Below are 13972 nucleotides of genomic sequence, written 5' to 3'. Positions count from 1 at the left end.
ATGTACCAACTCAACCAAGTCGACAAGAAATTCCCGGGCGTGCACGCGCTGAAGGCTGTCGATTTCACAATCGGCCGGGGCGAGATCGTGGGGCTCGTCGGCGAAAACGGCGCCGGCAAGTCGACGCTGATGAAGGTGATCTACGGTGCCTATCAGCCCGATGGCGGAACGATCGAAATCGACGGCCACGAAATGCGGTTCCAGAACCCGCGCCAGGCGATGGAACACGGCATTGGCATGGTGTTCCAGGAACAATCGCTGATCACCAACCTGACGGTGATGGAGAACATCTTCCTCGGGTTCGAGAAGCAGTTCGTCAGATACGGCGTGATCGACTGGAAGGCGATGGCGGCGGCGGCCAAGGCGCAACTGGCCAAGGTCAAGCTGGACATCGACCCGTCGACCGTGACCGCGAAACTGTCCTTTGCACAGCGCCAGCTGGTGGAACTGGCAAAGGTCCTGACGCTGGAGGAACGGGTCGAGGGCGACCTGGTGATCCTGCTGGACGAGCCGACCTCCGTGCTGGCGCGCGAAGAGGTGGAACTGCTCTTCAAGCTCGTGCGCGAGCTGACCAAGCGGGCGTCCTTCATCTTTGTCAGCCACCGCATGGACGAGGTTCTGGAACTGTCCGACCGCGTCTACGTGATGCGGGACGGCGAGGTGGTGGACGTGGTCTCTCACGAAGATGCCAACATCGACGCGATCCAGCACAAGATGGTGGGCCGCGACGTCGACAAGGAATATTACCGCGAGCAGAAGCAGAAGCCGCATGGCGACGAGGTGCTGGTGAGCTTCGACAAGGTGTCGGTGGATCACAAGTATTCCGGCATCAGCTTCGATCTGCACCGCGGCGAGGTACTCTGCCTGGTCGGCACCGAGGGTTCCGGGCGCGAAGCGATCCTTCGCACCATCTTCGGGCTGGAAAAGCCCTCTGCCGGAAGTGTCCGGATCAGACACGAGGAAGTCCGCCAGTTCAGCGCCCAGAACAGCGTGGCCGCGGGCGTCGGCTATGTCCCGCGCGAACGCAAGATCGAGGGCATCGTCGCCGGCATGAACGTCTACGAGAACATCACGCTGAGCCAGATGAAGAACTATGCGGCGGGCGGCGTTCTACGCCTGGGCGAAGAGAAATCGCTGGCCGAGGACTGGGTAAAGCGACTGAAGATCAAGACGCCGAACATCTACAAGGATTGCGGCGGTCTGTCCGGCGGCAACCAGCAGAAGGTCGTTTTGGCCAAGTGGCGCTCGGGCGGGTCGGACATCATCCTGCTCGATCACCCGACACGCGGGCTGGATATCGGCGCCAAGGAAGACGTCTACGACATGGTGCGCGAGATGTCCGAGGCGGGTTCCGGCATCATCCTCGTGGCCGACACTCTGGAAGAGGCCATCGGGCTCAGCCACACCATCCTCGTCCTGAAGGACGGCGAAATGCAAAAGGTCTTTCACGGGCGACCCGGTGACAAGCCGAGCCTCTATGACCTTGTCCACTACATGACCTGAGGCCGACATGAGCATCGAACGTATCAAGCCGCACCTTCCCTGGATCACGCTTCTGATCCTTGTGTTGATCGTCGGCTCCGCCGACGCCAATTTCCTGCGCCCGCAGAACCTGACCTCGATGGTGGCCGACATCATGCCGTTGTTCATCATGGCGCTCGGAATGACCTTCGCCATCTATATTGGCGGCATCGACCTTTCGGCGCAGTCGGTGGCCAACATGACCACCGTGGTGGCGACGATTGCGCTGCCGACGCTGGGCGTCGGCGCGGCGCTGGTCTGCATCTTCGCCGGGCTGGCCTTTGGCGCGGTCTCGGGGTTCATCACCACCAAGCTCCTGGTGCCCTCCTTCGTCTCGACGCTGGCCATCGGCGGCGTGGCCTATTCGACAGCCCAGTACCTGTCGGGCCAGCGCGCGCTATACATGGATGCGACCATGAGGGATGCCTCCTTCGGCTGGATGGTCGGCACCAGCTTCGGCATCCCCAATGAAATCTTCCTGGGCGCATTCCTGCTGCTTGCCACGCTGTTTCTTCAGACGCGAACCACCTTTGGGCGCGCGCTGAAGGCCGTGGGCGCGGGAGAGCTTGCAGCGGTGGCCTCCGGGCTCAGCGTGACGAAGATCAAGATCATGGCCTTCGCCTTGTCCGGAACGCTGGCGGCCATCGCCGGCCTGCTGTTCTCGGTCAAGCTATCGGGCGGCGCGCCGACGCTGGCGAACGGCTTCCTTCTGCCCGCCATCGTTGCGGTGCTGGTGGGCGGCACGCCGTTGACCGGCGGCGTGGGCGGTGTGGTCAATACGCTGGTCGGCACGCTGATCGTCGCGGTGGTCCGCTCCTCGATGCTCTATTTCGAAATCGACGCCACGATGCAGCAGATGGTCTTTGGTATCATCCTGATCATCGCCATCGCCGTCACCATCGACCGCAGCAAGATGCGGATCGTGAAATAGGAGCCGGATGATGATGCAAGCCGCCGTTCTGCAAGAACCCGGGCGCTTCGAGATCGAGGACCGCCCCATTCCGACGCCCGGGCAGGGCGAGGTGCTGATCCGCGTCGCACGCGTGGGTGTCTGCGGCACCGACCTGCATATCTTCCATGGCCATTACGCGGCAGACAGCCTGCCGATGGTGCCGGGGCACGAGTTCACCGGTACGATCCATGCGCTGGGCAAGGGTGTCTCGGGGCTGGCCATCGGCAGCAAGGCGGTGATCGACATGAACATCGGCTGCGGCACCTGCTACTGGTGTCGCCGCAACGAGATCCTGAACTGCCCGGATATGCAGCAGATGGGGATCACCATGGACGGCGCCTTTGCCGAATACATGGCGGTGCCCGCGCGGTTGGTGATCCCGGCACCGGAACACGTGCCGGATGCGGTGCTGGCGCTGACCGAACCCCTGTCCTGCGTGGTGCGCGCGGCGCGCAAGGCGCAGATCACCTTCGGCCAGTCGGTTCTGGTGATCGGGGCGGGGCCGATCGGCAACCTGCATGTGCAGCTTCTCAGGACCATCGGCGCGGCGCCGATCATCGTCACCGACATCTCGCAGCACCGGGTGCAGATGGCGCTGGACTGTGGTGCGGATATCGGTGTGACCGATCCCGACGAACTGAGCCAGACGATCCTCGAAGCGACCGATTGGAGGGGCGTCGACGTGGTGATCGAAAGCGTTGGCCAGCCGGGGCTTTATGCGCAAGCGCTTAGGTTGATGCGCAAGGGCGGGCACCTTGCGGCTTTCGGTTTGACCGGGCCGGACGAAGCGCTGCCGTTGCCGATCCTCGACACGATCCTGCGCGAAAACTCGGTGAAAGGCTCGGTCGCCGGGATGGGGCAGGACATGTACGATGCGCTGACCCTGCTGGTGCATGGCCGGATCGATACCGCGCCCTTTACCCGCGCCGAATACGCGCTGCACGACATCCAGACCGCCTTCGACACGATTGCCGAGCGGCCGCAGGACCTCAAGACGCAGATTGTCATGACCGGGGGAGGAGCGCCATGACCACCGAAAGCTACACGTCGAAGCCGCAAGGAATGATTCCGAACAGTCGCTTTCCGCTGCTGGTGCACCGCAACGCGATACCAGGCGGCGGCACCGAGGCGGTCAAGGCGCGGTTCCGCGAAAACGGCTGGGGCAACAACTGGGAATATCCGGGCGTCTACCACTACGCGCATTTCCACTCGACCAGCCACGAATGCCTCGGCTGCGCGGCGGGCTGGATGGAATTCAACCTGTCGGTGGGCGAGGGCGGCTGGACCAAGGTGCGCGTCGAGGCCGGCGACGTGATCGTCATGCCGGCGGGGGTGAGCCACGAGCACATCGGCGCGTCGGGCGACATCATGATGTGCGGCGGCTACGCCGGCGGCCGGGACTGGGACAACATCCAGGAAAAGTTTCTGACGCCGGAACTCTACTACCAGGCGTGCAAGCTTATCATGAGCTTGCCGATCCCCGACAGGGACCCGGCCACCGGTGAACCCCTGCACCAATGGCACAACGCCCCGTCCTCGGTCGACGGCGGCTGGAACGACTGGCGCGACGGGCTCGACGCCAGCAGTTGAATCTATGCCGCGACAGCGTGGCGGAAGGAGAGAAAGATGGACCAGACGAGCACCAGGCTGACACCGCCCACGGAAGCACGCGATTTCGGCTTTTTCGTGAATGGCAAGAGCGTTCCCGCAGGCGACCGCCAGGTTTTCGACCGGCGCTCGCCCGGCCATGACGTGCCGGTGACGCGCATCCCGAAATGCACCGCCGCGGATCTGGACATGGCGGTGGATGCCGCGCGCGAAGCCTTCGACGACAGGCGCTGGTCGGGCCTGAACGGGCAGGCGCGAGCCGCGGTGCTGCTGAAGGCGGGCGCTTTGATCCGCGAACGGACCGACGAGATTGCCTATTGGGAAACGCTGGAGAACGGCAAGCCGATCAGCCAGTCCCGCGCCGAAGTCAGCGGCTGCGCCGACATGTTCGAATATGCCTCCGGGCTGGCGCGCAGCCTTCATGGCGACAGCTTCAACAACCTCGGCGATGGCATGTTCGGTATCGTCACGCGTGAGCCGGTGGGCGTGGTGGGGATCATCACGCCGTGGAACTTCCCGTTCCTGATTCTTTGCGAGCGGGTGCCCTATATCCTCGCATCGGGCTGCACCATCGTCGCCAAGCCTTCGGAAGTGACCAGCGCGACAACGCTGATCTTGGCCCAGATCCTGACCGAGGCCGGATTGCCCGACGGCTGCATGAACGTCGTCACCGGGTCGGGCTCGACCATCGGCCAGGCGCTACTGGAGCATCCCCGCGTCGACATGCTGTCCTTCACCGGCTCCACCGCCGTGGGGCGCCGCGTGGTCGAGGCCTCGGGCAAGTCCAATTTCAAGAAACTCGGGCTGGAGCTTGGCGGCAAGAACCCGCAGATCGTCTTCGCCGACGCTGATCTCGAGGATGCGGCGGACGGCGTGGCCTTTGGCATTGGCTTCAATACCGGCCAATGCTGTGTGTCCGGCTCGCGCTTGATCGTCGAGCGTTCGGTGGCCGACAAATTCGCGCAGATGGTGCAGGACAAGTTCGCCCGAATCCGGGTGGGGGACCCGCTGGACGAAGCGACGCAGGTGGGTGCGATCACGACCGACGCCCAGAACAGAACGATCATGAGTTACATCCAGAAGGGTCAGGCTGAGGGCGCCAAGCTGCTCTACGGCGGCGAACAGCTCGATTTCGGGCGCGGTCAATACATCGCGCCGACGCTCTTCGGCGATGTGACCCGCGACATGGCCATCGCGCGCGAGGAAATCTTTGGCCCGGTCCTGACGGTGATGCCCTTCGACACTGTGGACGAGGCCATCGCCATTGCCAATGATACCGAGTACGGGCTGGCGGCGTCGGTCTGGACCAAGAACATCGACAAGGCGCTGATGGTGACACGCCGGGTGCAGGCCGGGCGCTTCTGGGTCAACACCACGCTGGCCGGCGGACCGGAACTGCCGCTGGGCGGGTTCAAGCAATCGGGCTGGGGCCGCGAGGCGGGCATGTACGGGGTCGAGGAATACACCCAGGTCAAGTCGGTCCATATCGAGATCGGCAAGCGCAGCCCCTGGATCGAGTGAAAAAGCCCGTAGGCCGCGAAGCGATAGGGCAAAAAAGGCCCTCAGGCAGCGAAGCGGTCGGGCCATCAAGGGAGGAACCATGGCGGAAGGTTACGACTACATCATCGTTGGCGGCGGCTCGTCGGGTTGCGTACTGGCGAACCGGCTGACAGAGGACCCTTCTTCCCGCGTGCTGCTTCTCGAGGCGGGCGGCAAGGACACCCACCCGCTGATCCACATGCCGGTGGGCTTTGCCAAGATGACCACCGGCCCGCTGACCTGGGGCCTCACAACGGCGCCCCAGGAACATGCCAACATGCGCGAGATCCCCTATGCCCAGGCGCGGGTGATCGGCGGTGGGTCCTCGATCAACGCCGAGGTATTCACCCGCGGCAATCCGGTGGATTACGACCGCTGGGCCGAGGAGGAAGGCGCAGAAGGCTGGTCCTTCAAGGACATCCAGAAGTATTTCCTGCGCTCCGAGGGCAATACGATCCTGTCGGGCGACTGGCACGGGACAGATGGCGAGCTGGGGGTGTCGAACATTCCCGATCTGCAGCCGATGACCCGCGCTTTCGTGCAGGCCTGCCAGGAGCGCGGCCTGCCCTACAACCCGGACTTCAACGGCGCGGTGCAGGAAGGCGCGGGTGGCTACCAGACGACCACGAAGAACGGCAAGCGGTGTTCGGCGGCAGTGGGCTACCTGCGGCCCGCCATGAAACGCCCCAACCTGACCGTGACGACCGGGGCGCTGGTCAGGCGTATCGTGATCGAGAACGGGCGCGCGACCGGCGTGGCCTTTTCCGACAAATTCGGCGATCACGTGGCACGGGCGGAGTCCGAGGTGCTGTTGACCTCCGGCGCCATCGGCTCTCCCAAGATGATGATGCTTTCGGGGCTCGGCCCAGCCGCGCATCTGCGCGAACACGGCATCGAGGTGGTCGCGGACCTGCCGGGCGTGGGTGAAAACCTGCACGACCATTTCGGCATCGATATCGTGGCTGAACTGACCGGGCACCAGAGCCTCGACAAGTACAACAAGCCGCATTGGATGGTCTGGGCCGGGGCGCAGTATTACCTCTTTGGTTCCGGCCCGGTGACGTCGAACGTGGTCGAAGGTGGGGCCTTCTGGTACGCCGACTCGGGCCAGCCGGTGCCGGACCTGCAATTCCACTTCCTCGCCGGAGCGGGGGCCGAAGCCGGCGTGCCGAGCGTGCCCAAGGGCTCTTCCGGCATCACGCTCAATAGCTACACGCTGCGCCCGAAATCGCGTGGCACGGTGCGGCTGCGGTCGAACAATCCGGGCGACATGCCAATTGTCGATCCGAAATTCCTGAGCCACCCCGATGATCTGAAAACCTCGGTCGAAGGGGTGAAGCTCAGCCGCGAGATCTTCGAACAGCCGTCGTTGCAGAAACACATCCGCAAGATCCGCTTCCCGGATGACAGCGTGAAGACCCAGGCCGATTACGAGGCCTATGCCCGGCAATACGGCCGCACGTCCTATCACCCGACCTGCACCTGCAAGATGGGGGCGGCGAGCGACCCGATGGCGGTCGTCGATCCGCAATTGCGCGTGCGCGGAGTGGACGGGCTGCGGATCTGCGACAGTTCGGTGATGCCCAGCCTCATAGGCTCCAACACCAACGCGCCGACGATCATGATCGGTGAAAGGGCCGCGGATCTGGTACGCGGCAATCGCTAAGGCTGTCCTGGCCTCTGGCTGTCATTGACTGCCGGGCCCCAAGCGCGGAACCAAAGCTAGCTGCCGCGCATCGACGGCGCGCCTCCAAGTGTCGGCGATCTGGCCGGTGTCAGGGCAGAGCGTCCTGTTCTTGTGGGTTTGGCTGCCATAGAGCGCGCCGCGGAAGTATCGGAGCGCGAACGCGCGCGCCGGTAATGCGCTGCTTGCCCCAAGCCCGGGGCGGTCGGACGCTCCACGCCAATGATCGCGTCCGCGCGGCCGGTCGTGGGGCGGCAACAGGACCGCCCCCGCGCGGGTCAGTCGAATTCCGGTGCGTAAGGCACCAGATCCTTGCTGACGATGCGGTACCCGGTCCCGGTCATTGCCTCGATCCGGTCCATGTCGATCGACGACAGCGTGAAATCCATCACGTCGAAATTGGCCCGGATGTTTGCCTGCTTGGTCGACATGGTGTTGATGCTGACCCCTTTCTGCAAGATCCAGCGCAACACCACCTGCGCGGGGCTCTTGCCATAGGCTGCGCCGATCTCGTCAAAGATCGCGTGCTTGAAGACTTCGCCGCGCGCGACCGAGCAATAGGACGCCAGCGGAATACCGGTCTCGGTGGCGGCGGCCAGCAGCGTGTCCTGGTTCAGCAGCGGGTGGAATTCGACCTGGTTCGTGACCAGCGGGGCGTCGACGATGGACCTTGCGTCACGCATCATCTGGGCGGTGTAATTCGACACGCCTATGTGCTTGGCCAGGCCGCGGTCATGCGCCTGCTGAAGCAATTCCAGCGACAGCTTGATGTCGCCGCCGGGCGTCGGCCAGTGCAGCAGCAGGACATCCGCCTGCTCGATCTGCAGCTTCTTCAGGCTCTCCTCGACCGACGGCAGGAACTTGTCGTCGCTGAAATTGGCGATGTCCACCTTTGTCGTGACCAATAGATCGTCGCGCTCGATACCGGTGGCCTTGAGCGCGGCACCGGTTTCCACTTCGTTGCCATACATCTGCGCGGTATCGAAAGCGCGGTATCCAACCTCGGCGGCGGCCAGCACCGCGTCATGCAACTCCTGACCCTTCAGAGGAAAAGTGCCGAAAGACCGCTGATAGGTCTTTTCGAAATAGATGGTCATTTGAGATCCTCCCTGACATTCGGCCCCGGCCCGGACGCCGCCGCGGGCAATTTCGGCCTTGATCGACTCGCGGATAGGCGGCATATTAAAAATAACCAGTTAGTTACTAAGGGGCAACCGGAGATGTCAAAAGTCACGAATGCACAAGAGGCTGTGGGCCGTATTCAGGACGGTTCGGTTGTGGCCGTGAACTCGTCGAGCGGACTGTGTTGCCCGGATGCGGTCCTCGCCGCTCTGGGCGCGCGGTTCGATGCCGAGGGTGCGCCGCGCAACCTGACCTCTATCCATCCGATTGCGGCCGGCGACATGTTCGGCACCAAGGGAGTCGATCATATCGCCAAGGAGGGGATGCTGACGCGGATCATCGGCGGCTCTTATCCGTCGGGCCCGACCAAGGCGGAGCCGCCGTTGATCTGGCAGCTGATCACCGCCAACAAGGTCAAGGCCTACAACGTGCCCTCCGGCATCGTCTTCGACATGCTCCGCGAAGCCGCGGCAAAGCGCCCGGGCGTGCTGACCAAGGTGGGGATGAAGACCTTCGTCGATCCCGATCAGGAAGGCTGCGCGATGAACGACGCGGCGCGCGCCGCGCCGATCGTTTCGAAACGGGACTTCGAGGGTGAGGAATGGCTGTATTTCCCTGCCATGGCCCCGGACGTGGCGATCATCCGCGCCACCACCGGCGACGAGCGCGGCAATCTGAGTTTCGAGCACGAGGGCGCCTACCTGGGCGCTATGGAAATGGCGCTGGCGGCGCGAAACAATGGCGGGTTGGTAATTGCCCAGGTCAAGCGCGTGGCGATGAACGGCTCGATCCGACCGCATGACGTGGCGGTGCCGGGCATCCTGGTCGATGCCGTGGTGGAGGCATCCGACCAGCTTCAGACCACGGCCACCGAATTCGACCCGGCGATCTCGGGCGAACTGATCCGGCCGCTGTCCTCCTTCCGCCCGGCGGAGTTCAACGTCGGCAAGGTCATCGCCCGGCGCGTGGCGCAGGAGCTAAAGGACGGCTGGGCTGTCAATATCGGCTTCGGCATTTCGGCCAACGTGCCGCGAATCCTGGTCGAGGAAGGACTGCACGGCGCCGTCACCTGGATGATCGAACAGGGGGCCGTGGGCGGCATCCCGCTGCTCGACTTCAAGTTCGGCTGTTCCGCCAACGCCCAAGCCTTCGTCGCCTCGCCGCACCAGTTCGCCTATTTTCAGGCCGGGGGCTTCGACGCGTCGCTGCTGTCTTTCCTGGAAGTCGGGCGCGACGGGTCTGTCAATGTCTCGCGCCTTTCGGCCGTGCCGCACAGGACCGCTGGGGCAGGGGGGTTTGTCGACATCACCGCACGGGCGAAGAAGATCGTCTTCTCTGGCAATTTCAATGCCGGGTCGAAGATGCGGCTGGAGGACGGCAAGCTGCTGATCGACGCCGAGGGCAAGATCGCCAAGTTCGTCGATGCCGTCGACCAGGTGTCTTTCTCGGGCGAACGCGCAGTCGAGCAGGGGCAAGACGTGACCTTTGTGACCGAACGCTGCGTGATCCGGCTGATCGACGGGCGGCTGACGGTGACGGAGATCGCGCCGGGGCTGGACGTGCAGCGCGACGTGGTCGACCAGGCCGCGACGGAACTGCGGGTGGCGGAGGATCTGAAGGTGATGGACGACAGCCTGTTCCGTCCGGAACCGATCAACCTGACACTGGCCCGGGCATGAGCGGTCCTGAGGCCTTTTCGCTGACCGTCGAGGGGCGCATCGGCATCCTTCGCATCGACCGCGAGGAAAAGCGCAACGCGCTCGATGCCGGCATGATGGATGCGCTGGGGTCCTCATGCCGGGAGGTCGAGCGACGGGAAGACATCGACGTGCTCATCCTCACCGGTCAAGGCCGGTCGTTCTGCGCCGGCGGGGATATCGCCGCCTGGTCGGGTGAGGATCCGCTGAGTTTCGGAAGGCACTGGGTGCGCGACGGGCATGAGGCGCTCGACCGGCTGGCCCGGTTGCGCCAACCGGTGATCGCGGTGCTGAACGGGCACGCCCTGGGCGGTGGGCTGGAACTGGCTGCCTGCGCCGATACGCGGATCGCCGAGGCGCATGTGAAACTTGGCCAGCCCGAGGCAGGGCTGGGGATCATCGCGGGATGGTCCGGTACCCAGCGGGCGGTGCGCCGCTTTGGCGCGCGCGCCGTACGGCGCATGGCCCTGATGGGGGAGGTGTTCACGGCAGAAGAGGCGCAAAGCCTGGGCATCGTCGATGCGGTGGCCCCATCGGGTGAGGGGCTGCAAAGTGCACTGGACGTGGCGGCCACCATCCTGAAACGCGGGCCGCGCGCCACGGAACTGACCAAGATGCTGATCAATGCCGCCGAGGGCGAGGAACGCGAACGGGTCCTCGAAGCGCTTGCCGGCCGTGTCGCCGCGGCAAGCGCAGAGCTGCGGGAAGGCGTTTCGGCCTTTTTCGACAAGCGTGCGCCCGATTTTTCCGACAAGAAGGACTGACGTCATGATCCGACACCTGGTGCACCTGCGGTTCCGCGGCGATGTGACGGACGACACCAAGCAGGCGCTCTATGACCGGCTCGCCGGGCTGAGCGGCCATATCGACGGGATCGAGGATTTCCAGCACCGCAGGAACGTCTCGGTCGAGACGCCCCTGGTGCGGGATTTCCGCGACATGTTCTGGTTCGATTTCCGCGACGTGGAGGTGCGCGACAGGTACCTTGCCGACCGGGAACACGAGGCCATCGGCGGCGACATCGTGGCCCACCTGGAAGGCGGCCCCGAGGGCGTCTTTGTCTGCGACATCGAGTTGTGATGCGACCCGAAGACAAGGCCTTTCTGACCGGCCTGTTCGGGTCCGCGGTCCGCGCGGCCGACCCCGAGGCGGTGCTGCGCGACCATCTTCCGGAACGGCCCAAGGGGCGGGTGGTGGTGATCGGGGCAGGCAAGGGTGCTGCGCAGATGGCCGCCGCCTTCGAGCGGCTCTGGGACGGCCCGTTGGAAGGCGTCGTCGTGACCCGCTACGGGTACGGGGTGCCGTGCAAGCGTATCCGCGTGTTGGAGGCGGCGCACCCGGTGCCGGACCAGGCGGGACAGGTTGCGGGGCGGGCGCTGTTGCAGGCGGTGTCAAACCTGACGGCGGACGATTTGGTTGTCGCCTTGATCTGCGGTGGCGGCTCGGCGCTTCTGCCGGCACCGCCCGAAGGTCTGACCCTGGAGGACGAGCGGGCGCTGCACACGGCGCTGCTACGTTCAGGCGCGCCCATTTCCGTGATGAACGCCATCCGCAAACACGTCAGCCGGATCAAGGGCGGGCGCCTCGCTGCCGCCGCCTGTCCCGCCCGCTTGCTGTCGCTGGTGATCTCGGACGTGCCCGGCGACGATCCCGCCGAAGTTGCTTCTGGCCCCACGGTGCCGTCTTCGGTGACGTTGGAGGAGGCGCGTCAGTTGGTGGCCACCTACGGCATCGACCTGCCGCCGCGCGTCGCGGCTTATCTGACCGGCGAGGTCGCCCGTGCGCCCGCCCCGGGCGATGCTGTCTTTGCACGGTCGGAAACGCGGGTGATCGCCTCGGCGGCCCTGTCCCTGGAGGCGGCAGCCCATGCGGCGGAGGCGCAGGGCATACCCGCCGTGATCCTTTCCGATGCCGTAGAGGGCGAGGCGCGGGACATCGGGTTGATGCACGCGGCGATGGCGCGTGAGGTGATCCTGCGAGACAGGCCCTTCACCGCTCCGATCGTGATCCTCTCGGGGGGCGAGACCACCGTGACGCTTGGCGGCGAAGGCGGGCGCGGCGGGCGCAATACCGAGTTCCTGCTGTCATTCGCACGCGCCGTGGCGGGCGTGGACGTGCTTGCCTTGGCGGCGGACACTGACGGGATCGACGGGTCCGAGGACAACGCCGGCGCCTTTGCCGATGGCAGCAGCGCGGCGCGGATGCGCGCAGCAGGCTTCGATCCGATGGAGGCACTTGCGCGCCACGACGCCTGGGGGGCTTTCGCGGCAATCGACGACCTGTTCGTGCCGGGCCCTACGGGCACCAACGTCAACGACTTCCGGGCGATCCTGGTCCGACCTCAGACATAGATCATCAGGCGGTTTTCGCCGCGCTGAACGGTCTTGCCGTTCTGATTGGTCACGTCGAATTCCAGCGTCGCGATGCCTCGCTGGCTGTTTGACGTGAGGCGCAGATCCTTGACCGTGATCGTTGCGCCGACGCTGTCGCCGGCCAGAACGGGCGCCGAAAACTGCCAGTCCCAACCAAGTGATGCGACGGCGTCGAACTGTGCGTCGGCCTGGTTCTTCAACCCGTCGACCAGCGACAGGACCAGTAGGCCGTGCGCGACCCGATCGGCGAAACCGTGGCGGATTGCGGCCGCCCGGTCCATGTGGATTTCGAACCGGTCGCCGGTCATCTCGGCAAAGGTGTCGATCAGGTCTGTGGTCACGGTGCGGCGCCCGGAGACGATCCGGTCACCCACGGCCAGCCGGGCCAGGCCATGGCGGCCGGGCCCCAGGATGCGATGGTTCACGGCGTCGGCGCATCTTCGCGCAGCAAGCCCTTGGACTTCAGATCCGCCCAGAACTCCGGCGGGATCGGATGACTGAACCAGGCCAGGTTCTGCTGCAACTGCTCGACCGTCCGGGTGCCGGCCATGAAGGTCGGGATTGCCGGATGCGCGGTCACGAATTGCAGCGCGGCGGCGGGCAGGGGCACGCCGTACTCGGCGCCGACCGCCTCGATCTTGCGGACGCGATCCATGATCTCTTCGGGAGCAGGGGCATAGTTGTACTTGGCCCCTTCCTTGGCGCCGGTGGCGAGGATGCCGGAGTTGAAGCCGCCGCCGACGACCACCGCCGCACCGCGTTCCTCGCAGAGCGGCAGGAAACCGTCGAGCGCCTCTTGTTCCAGCAGGGTGTAGCGGCCGGCCAGCAGGAAACAGTCGAAATCGCGCTGCTGCAGGGCCGCGTGGCAGACCTCCCATTCGTTCACGCCAACACCGATCGCCTTGACGACACCCTGGTCGCGCAGGTCCGACAGCGCTTTCCAGGCACCATCCATCGCCTGTTTGAATACCTCGGGCTGTTCGTTACCACGGGTGAAGACGTCGATGTCGTGGATAAAACAAATGTCCATGCGTTCCAGGTTCAGCCGCTGCAAACTGTCCTCGAAGCTGCGCATCGTGCCATCGTAGCTGTAGTCGAAATGCATGGTGAAGCGCCCGGCATTGGTCCAGGGCGCATAGTCGATGTCCTGCTTGCGGGCGGGTTTCAGGATGCGCCCCACTTTCGACGAAAGCACGAAATCGTCGCGGTTCTTCCAACGCAGCGAATGCCCGGTGCGCAGCTCCGACAGACCGTGGCCATACATCGGCGCGGTGTCGAAATAGCGAACGCCCTGGTTCCAGGCCTCCTGGATCATCGCGTCGGAAGTCTCTTCGTCGATCTCGCGAAAGATGTTGCCGATGGGCGCGGTGCCGAATCCGAAGGGCGTCACCTCCAGGTCGACTCGTCCGAATTTTTCCTTGGCGTCGGGTTGCATGGGATCCTCCCGTAAGTAACTATATGGTTATATAGTGCATGA

13 protein-coding genes are annotated in these 13972 nt (G+C 64.6%); 10 read left to right on the top strand and 3 right to left on the bottom strand.

Going from position 1 to position 13972, the window contains the following annotated elements:
* The 6 genes from ACQY5B_RS16960 to ACQY5B_RS16935 all read left to right on the top strand — a co-directional run bounded on the left by ACQY5B_RS16960 (nt 1) and on the right by ACQY5B_RS16935 (nt 7286).
* Complete coding sequence (locus tag ACQY5B_RS16960; RefSeq protein ID WP_420328367.1) at nt 1-1503, top strand: sugar ABC transporter ATP-binding protein; 1503 nt, start codon at nt 1-3, stop codon at nt 1501-1503.
* 7 nt (nt 1504-1510) lie between these two features.
* Nucleotides 1511-2452 (top strand): ABC transporter permease, encoded by a 942-nt coding sequence (locus ACQY5B_RS16955; protein ID WP_420328369.1) that lies wholly within the window; start codon nt 1511-1513, stop codon nt 2450-2452.
* Nucleotides 2453-2462: 10 nt separating this feature from the next.
* Nucleotides 2463-3503, top strand: a complete 1041-nt coding sequence (locus ACQY5B_RS16950; RefSeq protein WP_420328371.1) for a zinc-dependent alcohol dehydrogenase — start codon at nt 2463-2465, stop codon at nt 3501-3503.
* Entirely contained in the window at nt 3500-4063 is a 564-nt protein-coding gene (locus ACQY5B_RS16945) for a hypothetical protein (RefSeq protein ID WP_420328373.1), read from the top strand. The genes ACQY5B_RS16950 and ACQY5B_RS16945 overlap by 4 nt, the downstream gene beginning before the upstream one ends.
* Nucleotides 4064-4099: 36 nt before the next feature.
* Complete coding sequence (locus ACQY5B_RS16940; protein ID WP_420328374.1) at nt 4100-5602, top strand: aldehyde dehydrogenase family protein; 1503 nt, start codon at nt 4100-4102, stop codon at nt 5600-5602.
* A 79-nt stretch (nt 5603-5681) separates the two neighbouring features.
* On the top strand, nt 5682-7286 hold the full coding sequence (locus ACQY5B_RS16935) for a GMC family oxidoreductase (protein ID WP_420328376.1): 1605 nt from the start codon (nt 5682-5684) through the stop codon (nt 7284-7286).
* Nucleotides 7287-7582: 296 nt separating this feature from the next.
* Here ACQY5B_RS16935 and ACQY5B_RS16930 read toward each other — a convergent pair whose 3' ends face one another.
* Complete coding sequence (locus tag ACQY5B_RS16930) at nt 7583-8401, bottom strand: aldo/keto reductase (RefSeq protein WP_420328377.1); 819 nt, start codon at nt 8399-8401, stop codon at nt 7583-7585.
* Between the two features lie 123 nt (nt 8402-8524).
* On the opposite strand from ACQY5B_RS16930, the gene ACQY5B_RS16925 reads away from it, so the two are divergent.
* The 4 genes from ACQY5B_RS16925 to ACQY5B_RS16910 are packed head-to-tail and all read left to right on the top strand — an operon-like array spanning nt 8525 to nt 12474.
* Nucleotides 8525-10105: an acyl CoA:acetate/3-ketoacid CoA transferase gene (locus ACQY5B_RS16925; RefSeq protein WP_420328378.1), complete on the top strand. Its 1581-nt coding sequence runs from the start codon at nt 8525-8527 to the stop codon at nt 10103-10105.
* Nucleotides 10102-10887 carry an enoyl-CoA hydratase/isomerase family protein gene (locus ACQY5B_RS16920; protein WP_420328380.1) on the top strand — a complete coding sequence of 262 codons (786 nt, stop codon included), beginning with the start codon at nt 10102-10104 and terminating at the stop codon, nt 10885-10887. The genes ACQY5B_RS16925 and ACQY5B_RS16920 overlap by 4 nt, the downstream gene beginning before the upstream one ends.
* A 4-nt stretch (nt 10888-10891) precedes the next feature.
* Complete coding sequence (locus ACQY5B_RS16915; protein WP_420328381.1) at nt 10892-11203, top strand: Dabb family protein; 312 nt, start codon at nt 10892-10894, stop codon at nt 11201-11203.
* Nucleotides 11203-12474, top strand: a complete 1272-nt coding sequence (locus ACQY5B_RS16910; RefSeq protein WP_420328383.1) for a glycerate kinase type-2 family protein — start codon at nt 11203-11205, stop codon at nt 12472-12474. Before ACQY5B_RS16915 ends, ACQY5B_RS16910 begins: the two co-directional genes overlap by 1 nt.
* On the opposite strand, the gene ACQY5B_RS16905 is transcribed toward ACQY5B_RS16910, so the two are convergent.
* Both ACQY5B_RS16905 and ACQY5B_RS16900 read right to left on the bottom strand, forming a co-directional pair.
* A complete protein-coding gene (locus ACQY5B_RS16905; protein WP_420328384.1) occupies nt 12465-12920 on the bottom strand; it encodes a MaoC family dehydratase in 456 nt (151 codons plus the stop codon). The two genes, ACQY5B_RS16910 and ACQY5B_RS16905, sit on opposite strands and share 10 nt — an antisense overlap.
* A complete protein-coding gene (locus tag ACQY5B_RS16900) occupies nt 12917-13930 on the bottom strand; it encodes an aldo/keto reductase (RefSeq protein WP_420328386.1) in 1014 nt (337 codons plus the stop codon). Before ACQY5B_RS16900 ends, ACQY5B_RS16905 begins: the two co-directional genes overlap by 4 nt.
* Between the last annotated feature and the right edge of the window lie 42 nt (nt 13931-13972).

The organism is Antarctobacter sp. (assembly GCF_965277915.1).
Classification (GTDB): domain Bacteria; phylum Pseudomonadota; class Alphaproteobacteria; order Rhodobacterales; family Rhodobacteraceae; genus Antarctobacter.
This window is presented reverse-complemented; position numbering and strand designations above follow the sequence as displayed.